The organism is Alishewanella tabrizica (genome assembly GCF_014652375.1).
Taxonomy (GTDB): Bacteria; Pseudomonadota; Gammaproteobacteria; order Enterobacterales; family Alteromonadaceae; genus Alishewanella; species Alishewanella tabrizica.
Genome location: NZ_BMYR01000004.1, coordinates 94757 through 114481 on the forward strand (window position 1 = coordinate 94757; position 19725 = coordinate 114481).

The window sequence follows — 19725 nt, forward strand, 5'->3', positions numbered from 1 at the left end:
AATTTAGGTTTTTATACATCTTCTGCAAGGCTTAAAACCAATACTATCTAGAATGGTTTTGTTTACGGTTAATTCAGGATTGAATTTTATCCAATAATAGTTAGTTATAGCTCTTGATAAAGGCTCTTTAAATTCAATAGCCCATTTTTGCTTTTCTTCATCTTGCATTTCTTTAATTTTTTTGATGTCTGCATAAGTGATATTGGCTATCTTTTTCTCTATGAATGGATTGCTTGATCTAAAAGCCTCGCTTTCTGAGATAAGTCTATTTATTTCATTTTCAATTTCTGTAATGCTACAATTTTTATAGGAGTGAATTCCACTGTTTGGGTAAAGATCGAAAAGGTGGCCAAGCGCACCAGGGTATTTGATACTAATTGTGTCTAACTCATTCTTTAAATTCTCAGGTATGGTGCCTAGTATCTTTTCTTCACGTATGGTTGCTACTGTATTTTCATTAAAATCAAATCTAACACCTTCAGATGAGTAGTTATTTTTATACGAGTAGTCTTTAAAGGCATGACGTACTTTTGCACTGATTTCTTCTCTTTTTTTATGGCTTCTATTGTTGATTGAATAGTCAAGATACCATTTGTGTAATTCAAGACAGTCTCTGTCATGGTGGTAGCTGCTATAAGCTTCTGGCTTATCTTTGTCGGAGATTTCAGAATAATACTTCACTAATATGCTGGTATCTTCGAGAACCACCCAAAGTTTTAAAAATTGATCAAGCTCATTTGTATTAAAAATGTTCTTTATTTGGCAATAGCATACTAATGTAGCTATATCATGCCGAGCATATTCTGGAAGGTTTTCAGGAATTATTCTTTTGAGATTAAATTGTGTTATAAATACATCTTCAACGTGAGTATCCATTGTTAGATCCCTCTATTTAGACTAGTTTTCAGTTATAGACTTTTGAATATAGAATCAGACTTGATACGGCTTTTTTCTACTCCCTGGTCAATTCCTGTACCTTGAGTTTCTTTATTCCCCATCAGCAGGAAAATACAAAACTCATGATGATCAACTCCGAATTTCAAAGCAAATTCATTTAAATCATCCTGAATTATCCTTCTGTTATAGATGTTCTTATTAGGTGAGATATTACTTGCGCTAAGGGCAAATGCAACGACGGTTTCTACAGTTGGCATGAACCGTTTCAAGGCCGTTTGTGTGACGTAGTCATTTGTATTTTTTAGAAGGCCCCCAAGGTCATGGCATAAACCAGTTAATGAATCACCAAAGTTTTCGCCATCTGCGAATACAATTTCAAGCCAACTAGGTCTGTTAGCTATTTCTTCTTGGATACGTACAGCCAGCCCTGGTTTTTGTTGGTAGTAATCTTGAATAAGTTGTATGGCTCTTATGACGCGAGGGTCGATATTCTCATCATTTTTTATCGGCGCTGATAAGTCAGCGATCAGGTACTGAATTATGCCAATATTGATTTCCTCTTTTTCAGGTGTGGTAGGTAGCGATGGTTTGGTACTGCCTAACTTGAGACCTCGGTCGAAGCCTTTTATTTGGTATTTTTCACAAATTTGTTCAAACAATTTGGCAATACCGACAAAGTTATTGGTGCATTCTTCTTGTTCTAGATAATTTAATAACTCAGTATAGGCGGATATTGCATCTAGATTAGAAAAATGTTTTGCCGTGGTATTGTGATGATAACCACTGGCCCGGCCGATATTGGCTTGCACTACAGCAGCTATGTTCGAAATGGTGCTATCCCAGCTGGCGATTAATTGCTCCTTCATTTCAATACCGAAGTTAATTCCGGCGCGGAAGCTTGCGACAGTAATCGCGATAACTTTTTCATCGAACAGGGCAGCATTTTGATATTGGCGTTTAAATTCAGTCAAAGAAACTAATTCATTATCTTCGACGTCATTGAGTTTGTTGCCAACAATAAAAATTTGTGAATCACTAAAGCCTTGCGCTAATAGCTCATTTTTTGCCGTCTTTGCGGCATTGCTGGCTACCCTTATTAACGCCCAACCTTCGCCAGAATGTTGTTTAATATGGTTAATGAAAATCCGGCGTGGTATCGACTCTTGAGTAAAGTCTCGTTGCTCTTCCAGTAACTGCACAATTTGCTGTTTACGATGCATTTGTCGCACGCCATGATAATCTGCCGGTGTTTTATGAAATACCAGGCTAGTGTGGAAGCCTTGCCGCAGAATCGAATCGCCACCCGCAGCAAACATAGCGCTAAAGGGAGTGGCCGAAATTAGCACTATGCGAGTTTGGCTATCTGCTGAGTCCAGGTAGTCAAATAGCTGAGCATAACGGACCGCATCACTGGCTGAGCCATAATGGCATTCATCAATAATTATGAGCTTGGGCGATTGCTGTTTGAAATGTACAGTGAGCGCCGTTTTAAAGTGCACCAGGTTACTGACTACGACATTTGGGCAAGGTGCTAAGTCTTCTGCTGCTTGTTCTTGCAATGCGACATCAGCCAACGTCACCAGAAACAAGGTGTCTTGCAGCTTGCCGCGTTCGCATATCTCGTTATCAGTGAGGGTATTTCTTTGCATACAAGCTAAAGCCAGCGCAATACCCGATTTGCCTGACTGCATTTCTGCCGCAACAATAACTGCTTTGCTGCCTTTAGCAAATTGTTCATGGACTTTGCGGGCAGCTTGGCGCTGATGTTCGAAAGTATTGTCAGCTAATACCTGTTCTAGCCTTTGTCGGTGCCGAATGGCGCTGTTATTCATTTATTTCGTTCTTTCTCAGAAAACTGCGATTCATCATGAATCAACGTTATTAAATCTGGACCTTCGTTGCTTTCAATTTTTATACGGGTTTTATCGGCGTCGTACTCGCCACGTTTAAAGAGTAAAAACATGGTGTTGTCATGCGGTATACCGAAGTGCTCACACATCTGATATACGTCACTTTCAAGCATGATTTTTTTTGTTACATCGCGGCGTGATATATTGAAGACACTAAACACAATTGCTGTGACATGCTTGTTTTCTGTATATTCGCCGGCGCCAGGTAGTACTATTTGGTTAAATTCTATAGGAAGTTTGTCATCTAAGCGTTGTGCGAATTTAATAGCACGCTCTTTCATCGTGCCTTCTTTACGGGCTTTTTCAGGGTTGTCGAAACTATCGCCGTTTACCCATTGAGCTTTAACCCAGTTTTTAGTTGCCCCGCGCATGGCTCTGTTGCCCTTAACTATTGGACCACCACCTTTTATCATTTCCTCTCGCAGAAGCTCTATTGCTTTAAGAAGTAAAGGATCGCGAGTGTGTAGAGTAAAGTCATACTCAGGATTAAGTAAGCGAGCAGGTACAGCGATATAACTGTCGGTCATATAGGTTTCAACGTCACCAATTGGGCGGCGGCGTTTACTCTTGATAGCCAGTCCAACATCTAAGCCATTAACATTAAATTCCTGGCAGACATCTTCAAAGAATTCCCTTAGACCATCAAAATCTGATGCTGCATGTTCAGCAGTATTTTTATCAAGATAATCTAAAATGGCACCATAGGCTTGAGCGGCATTTAAATTGGTAAAATGCGCTGCATCGCGGTTTTGGTGGTACCCGCAAGCGCGACCAATGTTGGCTTGTACCACAGACGCTACACTGGTGATAGTATTGTCCCAGGTGGCAATTAGCCGGGTTTTCATCATTTGGCCAAAGTTGATTCCAGCACGACACCCGGCAACGGTGATTGCTATGAGCTTTTCTTCAAAGTCGATGCATTCATCAAACTCTCGCTTAAAGCGGTCAATGGTGGTGAGTTCTTCATCAGGCACATCTTGTAAATTACTGCCAAGTATAAAAATATTACTTGGATTGATCCCGCTAGCTATGAGCTCGTCTTTGGCTTGCATAGCCATACCTGCGGTAACTCGAACCAGCGCCCACCCAGCACCTTCGTAGTCTTGAAATAATTGCATGAATTTATCGCGGGCAACTGACTGATCAAGAAAATTGCGAGTTGTCGAATCTAGATGCGTAACTTTATTGCTTGCTAGCATTTGTCGCACCCCATAATACTCTGGGCTGGTGCGATGGAAAACGAGTTTGGTTTGAAAATCGCGCCTTAAAATAGAGTTTCGTGCCGCAACCTCTGCTAGTTGTTGGGCTTCTCGCTGTGCGGCTTTGTCGTTTTCTTTTATTGCAACGCTTTCTAAATGTTTTGCAACTTCATAGTCTTGTTCTGCGGCATATAGAGCGCCAAAGGGGGTTGCTGAAATAAATACCACCTTACATTGGTCGTTCTGTTTTTCCAGGTAATCAAAGATGCTGCAGTAACGAATGGAAGCCGCATTAGAACCGTAGTGGCATTCATCAATAAGGATCAGTTTGGGTGGATGGCCTTTAAAATGGCGTTCGAGATCCTGCTCGAAACGAACGAAGTTACTGACCACAATATTTTTAGCTAAACTCAAGTCTTTCTCCGCCTGATCTATTAATGCGAGATCAGGCATTGTGACTAAGTACAGAGTGTCTTTAAGTTTAGCTTTTTCGCAGATATCTTCATCAGACAAAGAAAGCCGCTGTAAACAAGCCAAAGCAAGAGCAACGCCAGATTTACCCGCCTGCATTTCTGCGGCAGTAACAACTGCTCGTACTTCGCCATCAAATGCAGCAAAGGTTTTTTGCGCTGCAATTTTCTGATGTGGGTGGAGGGTGTCGCCATCCAAGATTTGCCTAACTAAATCTCTCATTCGTGCGGCTTTAGTTTGCATTGGTCGTCCTTGTCTTAAATTTGTGACTAAGTGTAATATATAAAAAAATTAAGATGAATCGTTCTCTAAAATATACTCTTTAATAATCTCACTGAGTATTTAATAGATTAAATTGAGATTTATTATAAACTCTTTTGCACTGAAAATGATGTGATATCATCTTATTCTATGCCTTTTGCAACCGATGTACAAAATCCTCTAACAGTATTTCCCCTTGCGTTAGGTATTAGTAATGACTATAAATTTCAATGATTTACTATGCTGCAATTATATGCGAGAGAGTTTAGATAATTTAAAAAAGCCTTCATAAAAAATAGCAGTGTAATTAGGAATATTCACGATTGAGATCTAGTAGTACTCAGCTTTCAGCAAATACGTTAATGCTTAACCCCCACTGGCTGCCGCGTTTATTCGGCCAAAAACCAGTACAAGTCAATGTCACCGCAAAGGGAATGCAGCTTACTTTGGCCAATGGCCAAACGGTTTCGGTACTGCCTGAATCTTTTGCTAATCCGCAAGGGTTTCGCCGTGGCGTGTTTTTTAGCTCGCTGGTAGTGACAACGGATCAGGGCAAGTTACGCTTGGGGGCTTTACCTAAAGCGGCGGGGGCGCAGCATTATCTTTGGTTGCAGCGGCAATGGTTAGGCCAATTGCAGCCAGATCTGGTAAAGGTTGTGTCGGCCATTGAGGCGTTATTAGCAAAAGGCTACCCAAAGACCTCGCATTTAACCTTGGTTACTCAACTCGCGCAGCAAGCGGTGGCGCGGTTTGGGCGCTCGCCAGAGCGAGCTCTTTTTCCAGAACTGGATGTATCGGCTTTTGAGAAGTTACTGTGCTGGGCGGCTTGGGGTGAAAACGCGTGGCAGCAGTTGCGCCAGCGTTATGTTAAAACGCAGCTTGCTACTTATAAAGGCTTTTTTGATACGGTAGAGAGCAAGCCACTGACTGAGTGGCAGCGCTTAGCCTGTGTGCATGATGAAGATAACAATTTAGTGCTGGCTGGGGCTGGTACCGGCAAAACTAGCGTAATGATTGGGCGCGCCGGCTATTTGCTGCAAAGCGGTCAGCTGCAAGCTGATGAAATTTTGATGTTGGCGTTTGCCAATAAGGCCGCCGCTGAGATGCAAGAGCGGCTGGAGCTGCGCCTTGGCGATTGCGGCATTCGCGCTAGCACCTTTCATAAACTGGGTAAGGATATTATTGCCCGTGTTGAGGGCAAGCAGCCGTCGTTATCGCCGCTGGCAGAGGATGACAAATTACTGGCCAAGCAGGTTAATGATTGGTTTGAGCAGCACTTACAGGCGCCGGCGTATCAAAAGCTGGTGCTGGCGTATTTTCAGAACTATCTTTATCCGCTGGCTAATCCCTTTGATTTTGCTAGCGAAGGTGAGTATTTCGATTTTATTCTGGCCAACGATATTCGCACGTTAAAAAGTGAAAAGGTGAAAAGTTTAGGCGAGTGTCTGATTGCCAATTACTTGTTACGGTTAGGTATTGCCTATCAGTACGAAGCCCCTTACGAGCATAGCACGGCCAGCTTGCAGCATCGGCAATATCAGCCCGATTTTTACTTACCGGAATACGGCATTTATCTGGAGTTTTTTGGTATTGATCGCGCTGGCAATACCGCGCCTTATATTAATAGACAACAGTATCATACTGAGATGGCCTGGAAGGTGCAGCTGCACCAAACTCAGGGTACTAAGCTTATTTGCCTGTATCATTATCAGCATACCGAAGGCACCTTGTATCAGGCGTTGGAGCAACAGCTTGCGGCCTTGGGTGTACAGGCTGATCCTTTACCCGATGAAGCGATGCTAGATACCCTACGTGAGTTTGGCGCAATCACGGCGTTTGCTGCCTTATTGGCGGACTTGTTAAAGCGTTACCGAGCCAATTGTTATGAGCCTGGCCAACTCGCGGCGGCCATTGCCAAGGCGCCTGATCCTGAAAAGGTGCAAGCGGCTTTAGATTTATTACTGCCTGTGGTAGACGATTATCGGCGTGAACTTAATCGGCATAATCATATCGATTTTGACGATATGATTGGCAAGGCCATTGAGTATGTAAAAACCGGGCGTTTTAAAAGCCGCTGGCGCAGCATTTTAGTGGATGAGTTTCAGGATATCTCCGAGCCACGGGCTCGGTTAGTGCGCTATTTACGCGATACCGCCAGTAGCACGGGCAATGCGGCGTCGCTATTTTGTGTAGGCGATGATTGGCAGGCCATTTACCGTTTTACCGGTAGCGATTTACAGCTAACTACGCACTTTACCCAGCATTTTGGTGATACCTGTATTACGGCACTGGATCTGACCTTTCGCTTTAATAACAGTATTAGCGCTGTGGCCTCGCAGTTTGTGCTGCAAAACCCACAGCAGGTACGCAAGGCGCTGAATACCTTTAATCAGGTAAATTATCCGGCAGTGTCTTTATTGCGCGCGGATAATCGCGAACAACCCGGCGAGCCAAGTCGGCTAGAGCGGGTGCTGGCTAAGCTTAATAGCGTTGCCGCTGCGGGCAGCAGTGTCTATCTGCTCGGGCGCTTTGGTTTTAATTTACCCGACAACGCCGAGTTAAAACGTCTTAGCCGCATCTTCCCTAAGCTTGCGTTAAGTAGCCTGACCATTCACGCCTCAAAAGGAAAAGAAGCCGATTATGTGGTGCTACTGGGGTTAGAAACGGGCAAGCATGGGTTTCCCTCGCATAAACAAACCCATCCTTTGCTAGAAGCGTTATTACCTGCCGCAGAAAGCTATCGCTTTGCCGAAGAGCGCCGCCTATTTTATGTTGCCCTGACCCGTGCCCGGCATAGGGTGTATTTAATTACCGATATGGCTGTGGCCTCTGAATTTGTAGTGGAGCTGTTAAACGACAAGTATCCGCTGGAGCTAAATGAGTTTGACACCTCGCTTAGCCAACAGCTGTTTCAGTTGATTAAATGCGTTAAATGTAAAACTGGTACTATGGTGCCCAGAGTAGGGCAGTTTGGCACTTTTTTTAGCTGTAATAAATACCCGCTGTGCAACCATAAAGAGCGCGGCTGTGGCAAATGCAGTGCAGCAATGACACGGCAAGGGCGTTTTAAAGTGTGTCTTAACGATAGGTGTAATAGCTGGGTGCCAGTATGCCCTAAATGTGGCGCCGAGATGGTGCAACGCAACGGCCCCTACGGCAGCTTTTGGGGCTGCAGAAATTACCGTAAAGAAGGCGAGAGTTGTCATCACAAAGAGCAGCAGATTGTTTATAGCAAGCCGCAAAGGGTTAGCGAAAAATCGCTGTATTAGTATTGATCGTAGTAAAGCATCAGCGGGCTCAACGTAATTACAGCTTTGTTGATTATTCAGACCAATACCAGCTAGTCACATTGTATCGATAACGGCTCGTTGTTCCCGCTTTTACCGCATTGACCCAATGCTCAGCGCCAGGTGAAGCGGGATCAAATAGCACGCAGCGGTTAAATAGCGGCGCGATGGCAATGGTGTTGTTATCTTGCCCCTGAAATACTAAATCACCGCCTTGATCTGCTTGCCAGTCTTTATTTAAATACAGCAGCATACAGACTTCGCGCCCGGGCGAATCGTCGGCATGTTGGTGCACAAAATCGCTACTGCCAAGCCGAAAGTAATTGGTATTAATCGCCGGATCAGCGACGTTTTTATCAGTAAGCTGTACTTTAAACAGCCGTGATAGTAGCTTAAGAAATTCCTCACCCCGCAAATAATCTAAAAACTGCTGTGCAAGGTTATTTTGTGTTGTTGTGCTGCTACGTAGCCAAACATCGCGCTTTACAAAGCGCTCTGGCTCGGGGGTGTTTTGCCATTTTTTATCATTCACATAGAGCTTGTCGTAGGTATGCTTCTGGGTTTGCCAGCCGTTTTCTTGTTGCAGCTGTTTTAGTACTTGTTCCAGTTGATTATTATCAAAAAGATGATCAATAACCATATAGCGTGGTAAGTTAAGTGATAGCTGTTGTCGGTAAGCGCGCAGTGCAGTATCAGTGATCTGTTCTTTGTTAAGCCACATGGTTGCGAATCACTAAAATCTAAAATAAAAGAGATATTATACAGAAACATTTTGCATTAATTAAAGCCGTTGGGAATTGAATGGCTGGGCACAGGTTCAGCATTTTTAATGCCAAGCCTTAACCGTACGGCTAGTAGTTGGACCTCAGCTCGCGTTAAAAAGGCTACGTTTTAAAAACAGTCAGCAGAATATTTATACTGACAATGGAGAGCGCATGCGGTTAGTCATCATTGCAATGATATTTTTAATCACTTCAACATCCGCAGCTGCGTGTTCATTACGTTTAGGCAGTGAAGTAAGTTTTCGCCCTTTTATTGATCATAAAAATGAACGTTGGCAAGGGGTAACGATAGAGCTGTTGCAGATGTTGGCTGAAGATATCGGCTGCCAACTCGATATCATTCCAAGTCCTTGGTTACGTGCCTTAAGGTTAGTTGAGCGGGGCGAGCTGGATGTACTCGTTCATATGACGTATAGCGCGGCACGCAGCAAAGAATTTTATTTTATTGGGCCACATCATTTAGAAGAAATTTATTTAGTAGGCGCTGATAACGCCTTTGCAGGAATAACCGACGTAGCACAGCTAAAAAATTATAGTACTGGCATGATCGCCTTTTTAAATGGCAGTTATTACGGCCAAGAAATTGATGACATTATAAGTTCCCATAAAAGCAACAACGTCTTTGTGCCCATAGTAAGTAACAATGATAAGATTTTATTGCTGCTAAACAATCGAGTTGATGGTGTTTTGGACGATATAATGGCCTTTATCGCGTGGCGAGATGATATGGGGAGACAGGATAAAAACCTAAAACCTATTTTAAAAGTGTATGAAACCCCAGTGTATTTTGGTTTTAACAAAAAAACTATTAGCAAAGAACAGGTTGAAAAGTTAGCCGATGCTTGGCAAGCACGCTTCGCTGACGGCAGTATTCAGCAGATTATCGACAAATACCAAGTAGGTGAACACCAGTTAAAATTACTTAAACCAGATCCTAAAATCTCAATCCTCGGGTTATGAAGGTAAAAAGTTTTGGTGAGTTTTTCGTATTTTTATATTTAACACTGCCTTTCTCACAATTCATTTCATCACCTTTACCTGTTTAAAGGGTAACTGCAATTCTTCATGTCCGCTTTCTATGCGTCAGCAGAACACCTGAGTTCTTCGCCATTTGGGTACTTGGAACGATGCCTGTTTTTGCGATAGCAAAAAAGAGCAGCGGGTTAAATGACTGCTGTAACGATAAACAGAAACAAAGACGGTACAACTGCATGTAACACCATTGTGCGGTGGCGCACAGACGCATAACGCTTTTGGATTTAATCTGTAGCTACTTTCTCAGTGCATTGATTAACGCTACCGGAGTTCTTATGGGTACGGATACACAACTGCACGATGCTGCCATTAATTATGGTTCAGTCGTTGCTGTTCGCGGCAGCGTGGTTGATATTCAATTCAGAAAAAAGTTGCCGCCTATTCATACTTTGCTGCGTGCCGACGATGGCAAAATAATGATTGAGGTGCTGGAACAGCCCGATGCAACCCATGTCCGAGGGATTGCGCTCACGCCTACTCAAGGTTTACAACGAGGTATGGCAGTAGAGGATACCGGTGGGCCGTTAACTGCTCCGGTAGGCCCTAGCATTCTTTCCCGTATGTTTAATGTTTTTGGCGATACTATCGATAAGGCGCCGCCGCTTACCGACGTGCAATGGCGCTCGGTACATCAGGCACCACCAAGGTTAGAACGTCGTTCTACTCATTCTGAAATTTTTGAAACGGGCATCAAAGTTATTGATGTCCTGATGCCGTTAGAGCGCGGCGGCAAAGCGGGATTATTCGGTGGGGCGGGAGTTGGCAAAACAGTGCTGTTAACCGAAATGATCCACAACATGTTGGGTCATCATGATGGCGTCAGTATTTTTTGCGGCATTGGTGAGCGCTCAAGAGAGGGCGAGGAGCTATATCGGGAAATGAAAGCCGCCAAAGTATTGGATAACATGGTGATGGTGTTCGCGCAAATGAATGAACCGCCCGGTGCCCGTTTTCATGTTGGTCAGGTAGCATTGACTATGGCTGAATATTTTCGTGATGATGAAAACCGCGATGTGTTACTGCTAATCGACAATATTTTTCGCTTTATTCAAGCTGGCTCAGAGGTGTCGGGGTTGCTAGGCAGAATGCCTTCGCGGCTGGGGTATCAGCCAACCATGAGCACAGAGTTGGCTGCGCTTGAAGAGCGGATAGCCAATACTGAAAGCGGTGCTATTACTTCCATTCAGGCCGTGTATGTGCCTGCCGACGATTTCACTGATCCTGCTGCGGTTCACACCTTTTCACACTTATCGGCATCCATTGTGCTATCGCGCCAACGCGCGAGCGAAGGGCTTTATCCGGCAATCGATCCCTTACAATCCAATTCTAACATGGCGACGGTCGCCATCATTGGCGAGCGGCATTATAACTTAGCCAGGGAAGTTCGGCGCACCCTGGCCCAATATGCTGAACTAAAAGACATTATCGCCATGCTTGGACTTGAACAACTTACCCCGGAAGATCGCCAGTTAGTAGCGCGGGCACGCCGTTTGGAGCGTTTTTTTACCCAACCGTTTTTTACCACTGAAGCATTTACAGGGTTAACGGGCAAATTAGTCAGCCTTAACGATGCTCTTACCGGCTGTGAAAACATATTGGCAGATGAATTTGAGAGCCTGCCTGAAAGTGCTTTTTATATGATTGGCACAATTGATGAGGCTGAACAAAAAGCCACCAAATCGGCAAGGGAGAAGGGCGATGTCCTCAAAGATGATGCAGCTTAAAGTATTTATGCCCTTTGCCGCCTTTGCTGATATTTCCGGCGTGCTGTCGATGGTGGTGGAGACAACGCAAGGGGCGCTGGGTATGTTACCTAATCGGCTGGACTGCGTCGCCGTGCTGAACGCCGGCATTTTAAGCTACAGCAACGCAACTGAAGATGAGATGTTTATTGCTGTTGACGAAGGGGTGTTGGTGAAAACCGGCAACACGGTACTGGTGTCGACACGACGCGCCGTAGCTGGCAACAATCTGGATACTTTACACAAATTAGTAGAAGAAGAGTTTCTGCTGCAGGACGAGCTGGAAAGAAACCGGCATGCCACCATGTTGAAATTAGAAACTGGTTTTTTACGTCGCTTTGCCATGTTTCAACATGAAACCTGAAAATAAGCCCGATTTTTCCGAACAAGTGCAGCGTAAAGCAACGCGAAAACGTCTGGCAAAGCGCAATAGCACACCAGGTGTTTGGTTTGGTCTTGGCATGATGGGCTTAATTGGTTGGTCGGTGGTAGTGCCAACCTTATTGGGTGCGGCACTGGGCTTGTATTTGGATAAGTATCACCCTGGCCAGCATAACTGGACGGTAGCGCTAATTTTTGCCGGATTAACGCTGGGCTGTTTTAACGCCTGGCATTGGGTTGACAAGGAACATCAGGCAATGCGAGAGGACGATACGAAAAATGAATGATTACTCTTCAGGATTTTTAATGCTTGCTATGGCGCTGTTAGGTGGCGGCATATTGGGCGGGCTCTTTTTTGGTGGACTGTGGTGGACGGTGCAAAAAGGGTTGCAATCTGCTCATACCGGAGCGTGGTTTTTAACAAGCTCGGTTCTGCGGATAAGCTTAGCCGTGGTCGGTATTTATTTCATTACTTTTGGCGGATGGCCACGTTTACTGGCCTGTTTAACAGGTTTTATTAGTGCGCGTTTCTTAATTATCTGGTTGGCCCAGCAGCACAGTCGCCAGATTAACAATAGCACCATTGACCCGGGCTCACGAGACGGTGATAACAATGCGACTTAGTCCAGACGAGATTATATTTTGGCAATATGGCTTCGTTAAACTTAATGCCACTATCGTTTTTACCTGGGCACTGATGCTGGTGCTGGTGATCAGCGCTTTTTGGATTACCCGAAAATTGTCTGCCGGCATTACGCCCGATTCTGCTGTGCAAGAAAGCAAGCCACGCTCGCGCTGGCACAACCTACTGGAAATTATTGTCACCAGCTTGGAAAAGCAAATTCAGGATGTAGGCCTTACACACCCTCGGCCTTATCTGGGCTTTCTTGGTACCCTGTTTTTATTTGTCGCGGCTGCCAGCATCAGTACTATTATCCCTGGGTATGAGCCGCCAACGGGATCGTTGTCAACCACTGTTGCACTTGCTTTATGTGTGTTTATTGCAGTGCCTTTGTTTGGCATTCTTAATCAAGGCTTGGGCTCTTATTTGGTGTCCTATGCGCAGCCCTCAGTAATTATGTTGCCCTTTAACATTATCAGTGAAGTGTCCCGTACCTTGGCGCTGGCAGTCCGATTATTTGGCAATATGATGAGTGGTGCCATGATCATCGCTATTTTGCTGGCCATTACACCCTTTATTTTTCCTGTCGTTATGACTTTACTCGGTCTGCTGACAGGCATGGTACAGGCTTATATCTTTTTTATTCTGGCAGCCGTCTATATCGCGGCGGCTACCCGTTCACGTGAAGTTCCAACTCAAGCAGCAATGCCCAAAAAAGCCGTTAAATAACCGAGAGTTTTTAGTATGGATATGATCAGCAGCACGACATTTATTGCGTTAGTTTCCATCATCATGGCTGGCATTACTACCGGTTTTGGTACCATGGGGCCGGCCTTGGCAGAAGGTAAGGCGGTGTCTTCAGCACTGATGGCGCTGGCGCAGCAACCTGATGCTTCCGCTACCATTACCCGTACTTTATTCGTGGGACTGGCGATGATCGAATCTACCGCCATTTACTGTTTCGTGGTATCGATGATCCTCTTGTATGCCAACCCTTTTTGGAATTTGGCTATCGAGCAGTTGGTGGGAAAATAAACCATGGCGATAGATTGGTTCACTGTTGGTGCGCAGATACTCAACTTTTTGATCCTGGTGTGGTTACTGAAACGTTTTCTTTATCAGCCCATTTTAGAGGCCATAGATGCACGTGAAAAGCGTATAGCCGACGCGCTTAAAAGTGCCGATACGATACAACGTACCGCGCAACAAGCCCACGATGAGTTTGCGCAAAAGAATGCAGAGTTTGACATGGAAAAACAAACCCTGCTGCAACAAGCCAAAGCGGCTGCTGATACTGAGCGGGCAAGTTTAATCGCCGCCGCTCGCGAGCAAGCCGATGCACTTAGCGTAACGCTGCAACAAACCTTAGCGCGAGAACAACACGCTATACACATTGCGTTACAGAATTTAGCCAGTGACGAGGTATTTGCTATCGCCCGCAACGTGCTGACAGATCTAGCCGGAGTCAGTTTAGAACAATGCATCACCGAAACATTTATCGCTAAACTAGACACTATTGATGGCGATAACAAACGAGATTTTATCAACGCCATGTCTGGTGACAAGCAGCATATACGGGTTTACAGTGCTTTTGAGCTAGAACCAACCCAAAAAACGGCCCTAAGTGTGGCAATAAACACGCTATTCTCGGCCGATGTTCAATTGCAATTCGAAACGGCAGCGGGCGTTGTCAGTGGTATAACGCTTAAAAATAATGGCCAGCAAATATCTTGGAGTATTGACGAATACCTTGCGACGCTAAAAAACAGTGTTCACAAATTGCTCCGAGCTCGCGAAGATAAATCTGTTGCGGGACAAGTCGCCAAAACGGCAATAGCACCATGATTGATTTGCAGCATGTGCTAGGCCAGACATTTTCTATCTTGCAACAGGCAAGACGTGCATATAAGCCAGATTTATTGACTCGCGAAATTGGCATGATCAGTAGTGTGTCCAACGGCAATGCTATTGTTACTGGCTTGCCGGGCGTGGGTGCCGATGAATTGCTTAAATTCCCCAATAATATTTTTGGCATTGCTTTTAATATCGATGAAACCAGCATAGGTGTGGTGCTACTCGGCGATTTTTGGCACTTGCAAGCGGGCGATCCAGTGGAACGTACCGGACGGGTAATGGACGTTGCGGTAGGGGATGGTTTATTGGGTAGAGTCATCAACCCGCTGGGAGCTGCATTGGATAGCCTAGGCCCGGTAGTAAGTACCACACGTTGGCCAATAGAGCGTGCAGCAGCTGCCATTATGGATCGTGCACCGGTGTCAGAGCCGCTGCAAACGGGCTTAAAAGTAATTGATGCGTTAATTCCTATTGGCCGTGGTCAGCGCGAATTAATTTTAGGTGATCGTCAAACCGGTAAAACCACCATTGCCATCGACACCATTTTGAATCAGCGCGACCAGAATGTACTTTGCATTTACTGTTCGATAGGCCAGCGAGCCTCTGCCGTTGCTAAGATGATTGCGGTATTAACCGAGCAGGACGCTCTCAAATACACGGTGGTAATGGTAAGTGAAGGCGATCATGCACCAGGCTTACGCTATATTGCGCCCTATGCGGCTACCAGTATTGCTGAATTTTTTATGGAAGCAGGGCGCGATGTCCTTATTGTTTATGACGATCTAACCCAACATGCCCGGGCCTATCGTGAGTTATCGCTCTTGTTACACCGACCACCGGGGCGAGAAGCCTTTCCTGGCGATATTTTTTATATCCATTCACGGTTACTGGAACGGGCTACGCACTTAAATACAGCGCGCGGTGGTGGTTCACTTACGGCACTGCCGATTATCGAAACTGAAGCACAAAATATCTCTGCCTATATTCCTACTAATCTTATTTCTATCACCGATGGCCAAATATATTTATCGCCAGCGTTGTTCGAATTAGGTGTATTACCGGCGCTAGATGTCGGTAAATCTGTGTCGCGCGTTGGTGGTAAAGCGCAGTTGCCTGCATTTCGCACCGTCGCGGGTGATTTAAAGTTGGCCTACGCTCAATTTGAAGAATTAGAAACCTTTGCCCGCTTTGGTGCACGATTAGATGATAAATCCAAAGCGATTGTTGATCATGGCAAGCGCATTCGTGCCTGCTTTATTCAAGCAGAGCGCTCACCGGTATCTGTCGCTGGGCAAATTATACTCTTACTCGCGTTAACAGCAGGGCTATTTGACGCGATTCCATTAGCCGATATGCCGGCAGCAGAACTCGCTGTGCGCGAGGCGGCGCAGGATATTCCGGATGATATTCAGCACAGATGGCTCAGTGAAAAAACAATCAGTGAACACGACAATAATGTGATTATTACTTTGGCACGTAAACGTTTGCTGTCATTTGTTGCTGCAGCGTCATGAGTGAATCTACCGCGGGACTGACACGTAAAATAAATAGCGCAGCTGACTTGCTCGCCGTGGTACGAACCATGAAAGCAATGACTGCATCTCATATCACGCAGTACGAGCGTGCGGTGGATTCTTTAGGGGATTATTACCGGACCGTGCAATTGGGTTTGAGGGCCTGTTTTAATCAAACTGAAAATATCACTGATGCCCACAATCACTTAATTAGCTCAGGGGGTAGAACGGCTAAATTGGGCGTGTTGGTTTTTGGCTCTGATCAGGGCTTAGTAGGGCAGTTTAATGAGAGTCTTGCCGAGTTTGTGTTAGCAGATTTAGCAAAGCAACAGAGCGATAAAACTGTCTGGGTTGTTGGCGAGCGCTTGCAATCTCGTTTGATGCAAAGCAATTTAACGCTGGAACAAGGTTTTGCCTTACCCAAGGCAATCAACACTATCACACCTTTGGTAAGTGAGCTTTTACTTGAAATGGAAACTTACCGTGCTGCTGGCAAGATAAACCAAGTAGCAGTTTTTCATAACCAACCAGATCATACTCAGTCAGGTGCAATTTATCGCCCAGTTAAACAGCGTTTGTTGCCCCTGGATCAACAGTGGCAACAACAAGTAAGACTCTTGCCCTGGCCCACAAATAACCTACCTGAAGTTGTGGTTGCCAACATATCTGACAACGCACATAAAAGCGCGCATAACAGCACACATAAAAACACAGAAAGCAGCTCAGATGCTAATAACAACCCCCTTGGTAATCGCTACCAGCAAACACAATTAGCACTGATCCATGAATTTCTGTTTGTATCTTTGTACCGCGCATGTGCGGAATCGTTGGCAAGTGAAAACGCCAGCCGTTTGGCTGCCATGCAAAGAGCAGAAAAAAATATTGATGAGCTATTACTTAAAATGAAAAGTCAGTTCAACGGCTTAAGGCAGAGTGGCATTGATGAAGAGTTGTTTGATGTTATTGCGGGCTTTAATGCATTATCGGTTGAATAACAGTTGATGTTTTAAGGTGCGTTTAGTTTGTTTTTTTCTTGATGTTTTGGGTGTGAATAGGCTAATTCCGCCCAGGTTTTGTTTCTATTACTGGCTCTGATTATACTCCTCCAGCACCGGATATTTTAGAAGAGAAATGGCATGAAATTTAGCAGCTGGTTTATATGAAAGCGATATTTATGACCAGGCCATTACGGCTTTCTTACAAATGGCTAGAGTACCGTTTTTTTGCGATATGAGTAAACATTGGCCGTTTTATGATGAACAGTATTTTGTTAGTGCATGGCTATCCTATCATTAATATGCCTGCTAAGCATGAGCAAGAATTTAATACCTTAATGCTTAATTTTTATATGGCTGCAATGAATAAGTTTTTGCAAAGCTGTATCGATAAGAGAATTATTCGAAACTTTAAGCTTGATTTGCTAATAGGTTAGCATCACATCTACGCTTTATTAGTTTTAATTCGTCAGCTGCCAAGGTTGATTCGACTCAGCAAGTTACTGCTTACATGTGGTTAGCCTTCGTCTTGCTGTGCCAAACGATTATATCAGTGTTTATTACCTAATTACGTTGATAAATTTGTGTGTCGCTTATATGCATCTTCGACACAGGAAATTTAATCAATGAATTTGTGCACAACGCGTTATTTTTAGCCAATCTCTTTCAATTTCTCCGCTTAGCTAAGTTTTTTATTAAAGAATCTCATGACTTAGACGATAAATTGTGTATGGAGTTTAGTTTCTTTTAAAGCGGAGTTAAGTAGTGCTTTCTGTTTTCACCAACACCTCAGCATTAAATATCAATCGAGCTTTGATGAGCTCAAACCAAGCTCTAGATAGTGTTTTTAAGAGATTATCGTCAGGTTTTCGCATCAATTCAGCAAGTGACGATGCTGCCGGATTGCAGATTAGTTCTCGATTAACGTCTCAAATTAACGGTTTAGATCAAGCAACTCGAAATGCTCAAGACGCGATATCAGTATCTCAGGTCGCAGATGGTGCTATTGGTGAAGTAACTAATTTAGTTCAAAGAATGCGTCAGCTAGCCATTCAAGCGCAAAATGGTATTTATACCGATAATGATAGGTTAGCTTTAGATAAAGAGTTTCAGGCACTAAAACAAGAAATTGACAGAGTTGCCAATACCACTACTTTTGCTGGTAACACGCTAACGCGCGGTGATTATGAGGGAAATTTTTTGGTTGGCGCAAACGGTGATAGCGATGAGTATATCACAATTACTGACTTAGATATCAGAAGTCAACGCCTTGGCTTCTACGGCTGGGCAACCCGAGAAACCTTTACTGGCTTTAGAACGCAATTTGATAATCCCAATAAATCTAATACTGGCTTCATAAAAGAACAAGCTTTACTTGGCCCAGGCGGTAGTATAAATGGTGTAACCATTCCCAACGGTCTTGATTTTAATGGCTTTGTAAATTTTGTACAGGCATTACCTGGCGCAGATATCACAGTTGATGGGCCGGTAAAGCTTCGCAGCAACATAAATACGACAAACCCGGCAAACATTCCTGATTTCATAACAATTAATGGTACTGAGATTCGTTTCGACGATATAGTCCCTCATGATCCTCTTAGCGCACAGTCAGAAAGTGAATACTTATATTTTGAGATAAAAAATCGCATTCAAAGTGGACTACCAGCGAATGTATCAGCAAACTTTAATGATTCAACCCGTCTCGTTGCATTTTCGGGGCCGGATAAAAATACACTGACCATTAATGGTACAGGCTTAATGATGTCCGCAATCACTGATGGCGCCTATATACCATCAACGTTTATCACAACTGATACAGCTTTTAGTGTCAGTATGGCGGGAAATACACCTTTGCGTTTTAATGGTATTGCTAAAGATAATAATTTGGAAGGTCTTATCAGCTCAACGAATCCACTTACCATTAACGGTGTTGACTTTACTGATAACTTTACCAGCTCAGCGCAGTTAATTAATGCGATTAATTCAGCGGACTACCCTGCAAATAATTCTCCAGTAACTGCGAGAGCTTTAAATTCAGTAAGTTTCAGAACAAGCTTTTTACCCTCGGAACTCTCTAATGCAGTTAATTTTAGCATCAATGGACAAGATATTGATCTAACGTCCATCCAAGAATATAACCCATTGATTCATCCTCAAGAGGAAGCAGCATATTATCGTACCAATGTTATTAATCAATTAAACACTCAACTGAGTGGTTCTGGTGTCAGTGCTCAACTTAGTTTAGGCGGTAATGCACTGAGTCTTACTTTAGTCTCTTCTGGTGATGTTGCGATCAGCGGTCCTAACGCGGGTGTATTTTTTCCTGAACTCAAACCAGGTATTTATATTCCAAGAATTGAGCTGAGAAGCTTCGGTGATGGCTTTACAAACCTTGAGGTATCTTCAAACAATGCCAGCCAACTTGGCTTTGTTTTGGAGGATCGAGTTGAAGCTATTATTTCAAGAATGGATATCAGTACTTTTGAATCAGCAGCATTAAGTGTTCAGTCTATAGATGTTGGTTTGTCTCAGCTGGGCTTTCAGCAAAGCTCGATAGGGGCGATTGAGAACAGACTCGCGAGTACTATCCGTAATATAACTAATACCAGCGAAAATGTTTCGACCGCTCGCTCTAGAATAAGAGATACTGACTTTGCTAAAGAAACAGCTGAGCTCACGAGACTGCAGATTGTAACTCAAGCCGCATCAAGCTTATTAAGCCAAGCCAATTTAAGGCCAAATCAAGTATTGAGTTTATTGACTCGCTAAAAACGG

17 protein-coding genes are annotated in these 19725 nt (G+C 44.1%); 13 read left to right on the forward strand and 4 right to left on the reverse strand.

Translation table 11 applies throughout. The features are described from left to right. Positions 1–3 precede the first annotated feature (3 nt). The 3 genes from IE070_RS05865 to IE070_RS05875 are packed head-to-tail and all read right to left on the reverse strand — an operon-like array spanning position 4 to position 4720. Positions 4–876, reverse strand: a complete 873-nt coding sequence (locus IE070_RS05865) for a hypothetical protein (protein ID WP_189481417.1) — start codon at positions 874–876, stop codon at positions 4–6. Positions 877–908: 32 nt separating this feature from the next. Further along, positions 909–2729, reverse strand: coding sequence for a DEAD/DEAH box helicase family protein (locus IE070_RS05870; RefSeq protein WP_189481419.1), 1821 nt, complete (start codon positions 2727–2729; stop codon positions 909–911). Further along, positions 2726–4720, reverse strand: a complete 1995-nt coding sequence (locus IE070_RS05875; RefSeq protein ID WP_189481421.1) for a DEAD/DEAH box helicase family protein — start codon at positions 4718–4720, stop codon at positions 2726–2728. Before IE070_RS05875 ends, IE070_RS05870 begins: the two co-directional genes overlap by 4 nt. A 380-nt stretch (positions 4721–5100) precedes the next feature. Here IE070_RS05875 and IE070_RS05880 point away from each other — a divergent pair, with 380 nt between their 5' ends. Next, positions 5101–8007 (forward strand): UvrD-helicase domain-containing protein, encoded by a 2907-nt coding sequence (locus tag IE070_RS05880; RefSeq protein ID WP_189481423.1) that lies wholly within the window; start codon positions 5101–5103, stop codon positions 8005–8007. Between the two features lie 52 nt (positions 8008–8059). On the opposite strand, the gene IE070_RS05885 is transcribed toward IE070_RS05880, so the two are convergent. Further along, positions 8060–8746 carry a 2OG-Fe(II) oxygenase gene (locus tag IE070_RS05885; RefSeq protein ID WP_189481425.1) on the reverse strand — a complete coding sequence of 229 codons (687 nt, stop codon included), beginning with the start codon at positions 8744–8746 and terminating at the stop codon, positions 8060–8062. Positions 8747–8960: 214 nt separating this feature from the next. Between IE070_RS05885 and IE070_RS05890 the strand changes: the two genes are divergently transcribed. The 12 genes from IE070_RS05890 (at position 8961) to IE070_RS16765 (ending at position 19719) form a co-directional block, all read left to right on the forward strand. Beyond that, complete coding sequence (locus IE070_RS05890) at positions 8961–9767, forward strand: substrate-binding periplasmic protein (protein WP_189481427.1); 807 nt, start codon at positions 8961–8963, stop codon at positions 9765–9767. Positions 9768–10117: 350 nt separating this feature from the next. Next, a complete protein-coding gene (gene atpD, locus IE070_RS05895; RefSeq protein WP_189481430.1) occupies positions 10118–11566 on the forward strand; it encodes a F0F1 ATP synthase subunit beta in 1449 nt (482 codons plus the stop codon). After that, positions 11553–11948: a F0F1 ATP synthase subunit epsilon gene (locus tag IE070_RS05900; protein ID WP_229796948.1), complete on the forward strand. Its 396-nt coding sequence runs from the start codon at positions 11553–11555 to the stop codon at positions 11946–11948. The genes atpD and IE070_RS05900 overlap by 14 nt, the downstream gene beginning before the upstream one ends. Further along, on the forward strand, positions 11938–12252 hold the full coding sequence (locus IE070_RS05905) for an AtpZ/AtpI family protein (protein WP_189481432.1): 315 nt from the start codon (positions 11938–11940) through the stop codon (positions 12250–12252). The genes IE070_RS05900 and IE070_RS05905 overlap by 11 nt, the downstream gene beginning before the upstream one ends. Further along, positions 12245–12589, forward strand: a complete 345-nt coding sequence (locus IE070_RS05910) for an N-ATPase subunit AtpR (RefSeq protein ID WP_189481433.1) — start codon at positions 12245–12247, stop codon at positions 12587–12589. Before IE070_RS05905 ends, IE070_RS05910 begins: the two co-directional genes overlap by 8 nt. After that, positions 12579–13316: a F0F1 ATP synthase subunit A gene (locus tag IE070_RS05915; RefSeq protein WP_189481435.1), complete on the forward strand. Its 738-nt coding sequence runs from the start codon at positions 12579–12581 to the stop codon at positions 13314–13316. Before IE070_RS05910 ends, IE070_RS05915 begins: the two co-directional genes overlap by 11 nt. 24 nt (positions 13317–13340) lie before the next feature. After that, positions 13341–13622 carry a F0F1 ATP synthase subunit C gene (locus IE070_RS05920; protein ID WP_189481765.1) on the forward strand — a complete coding sequence of 94 codons (282 nt, stop codon included), beginning with the start codon at positions 13341–13343 and terminating at the stop codon, positions 13620–13622. Positions 13623–13625: 3 nt separating this feature from the next. Continuing rightward, positions 13626–14432, forward strand: coding sequence for a F0F1 ATP synthase subunit delta (locus IE070_RS05925; RefSeq protein ID WP_189481437.1), 807 nt, complete (start codon positions 13626–13628; stop codon positions 14430–14432). After that, a complete protein-coding gene (locus IE070_RS05930) occupies positions 14429–15955 on the forward strand; it encodes an alternate F1F0 ATPase, F1 subunit alpha (RefSeq protein ID WP_189481439.1) in 1527 nt (508 codons plus the stop codon). Before IE070_RS05925 ends, IE070_RS05930 begins: the two co-directional genes overlap by 4 nt. Next, the gene (locus IE070_RS05935; protein ID WP_189481441.1) at positions 15952–16950 is read left to right on the forward strand and encodes a F0F1 ATP synthase subunit gamma; all 999 of its coding nucleotides are present in this window, start codon (positions 15952–15954) and stop codon (positions 16948–16950) included. Before IE070_RS05930 ends, IE070_RS05935 begins: the two co-directional genes overlap by 4 nt. Before the next feature lie 257 nt (positions 16951–17207). After that, positions 17208–17387 carry a hypothetical protein gene (locus IE070_RS16585; protein ID WP_229796950.1) on the forward strand — a complete coding sequence of 60 codons (180 nt, stop codon included), beginning with the start codon at positions 17208–17210 and terminating at the stop codon, positions 17385–17387. Positions 17388–17715: 328 nt separating this feature from the next. Beyond that, positions 17716–19719, forward strand: coding sequence for a flagellin N-terminal helical domain-containing protein (locus tag IE070_RS16765; protein ID WP_189481443.1), 2004 nt, complete (start codon positions 17716–17718; stop codon positions 19717–19719). Positions 19720–19725 lie beyond the last annotated feature (6 nt).

Bases quoted from the DNA above. Each gene is read 5' to 3' on its own strand.
- IE070_RS05880 (WP_189481423.1), top strand. From the start codon at position 5,101: ATGCTTAACCCCCACTGGCTGCCGCGTTTATTCGGCCAAAAACCAGTA.
- IE070_RS05930 (WP_189481439.1), top strand. From the start codon at position 14,429: ATGATTGATTTGCAGCATGTGCTAGGCCAGACATTTTCTATCTTGCAA.
- IE070_RS05925 (WP_189481437.1), top strand. From the start codon at position 13,626: ATGGCGATAGATTGGTTCACTGTTGGTGCGCAGATACTCAACTTTTTG.
- IE070_RS05875 (WP_189481421.1), bottom strand. From the start codon at position 4,720: ATGCAAACTAAAGCCGCACGAATGAGAGATTTAGTTAGGCAAATCTTG.
- IE070_RS05900 (WP_229796948.1), top strand. From the start codon at position 11,553: ATGATGCAGCTTAAAGTATTTATGCCCTTTGCCGCCTTTGCTGATATT.
- IE070_RS05910 (WP_189481433.1), top strand. From the start codon at position 12,245: ATGAATGATTACTCTTCAGGATTTTTAATGCTTGCTATGGCGCTGTTA.
- IE070_RS05890 (WP_189481427.1), top strand. From the start codon at position 8,961: ATGCGGTTAGTCATCATTGCAATGATATTTTTAATCACTTCAACATCC.
- IE070_RS05885 (WP_189481425.1), bottom strand. From the start codon at position 8,746: ATGTGGCTTAACAAAGAACAGATCACTGATACTGCACTGCGCGCTTAC.
- atpD (WP_189481430.1), top strand. From the start codon at position 10,118: ATGGGTACGGATACACAACTGCACGATGCTGCCATTAATTATGGTTCA.
- IE070_RS05935 (WP_189481441.1), top strand. From the start codon at position 15,952: ATGAGTGAATCTACCGCGGGACTGACACGTAAAATAAATAGCGCAGCT.
- IE070_RS05870 (WP_189481419.1), bottom strand. From the start codon at position 2,729: ATGAATAACAGCGCCATTCGGCACCGACAAAGGCTAGAACAGGTATTA.
- IE070_RS05905 (WP_189481432.1), top strand. From the start codon at position 11,938: ATGAAACCTGAAAATAAGCCCGATTTTTCCGAACAAGTGCAGCGTAAA.
- IE070_RS16585 (WP_229796950.1), top strand. From the start codon at position 17,208: ATGATGAACAGTATTTTGTTAGTGCATGGCTATCCTATCATTAATATG.
- IE070_RS05915 (WP_189481435.1), top strand. From the start codon at position 12,579: ATGCGACTTAGTCCAGACGAGATTATATTTTGGCAATATGGCTTCGTT.
- IE070_RS05865 (WP_189481417.1), bottom strand. From the start codon at position 876: ATGGATACTCACGTTGAAGATGTATTTATAACACAATTTAATCTCAAA.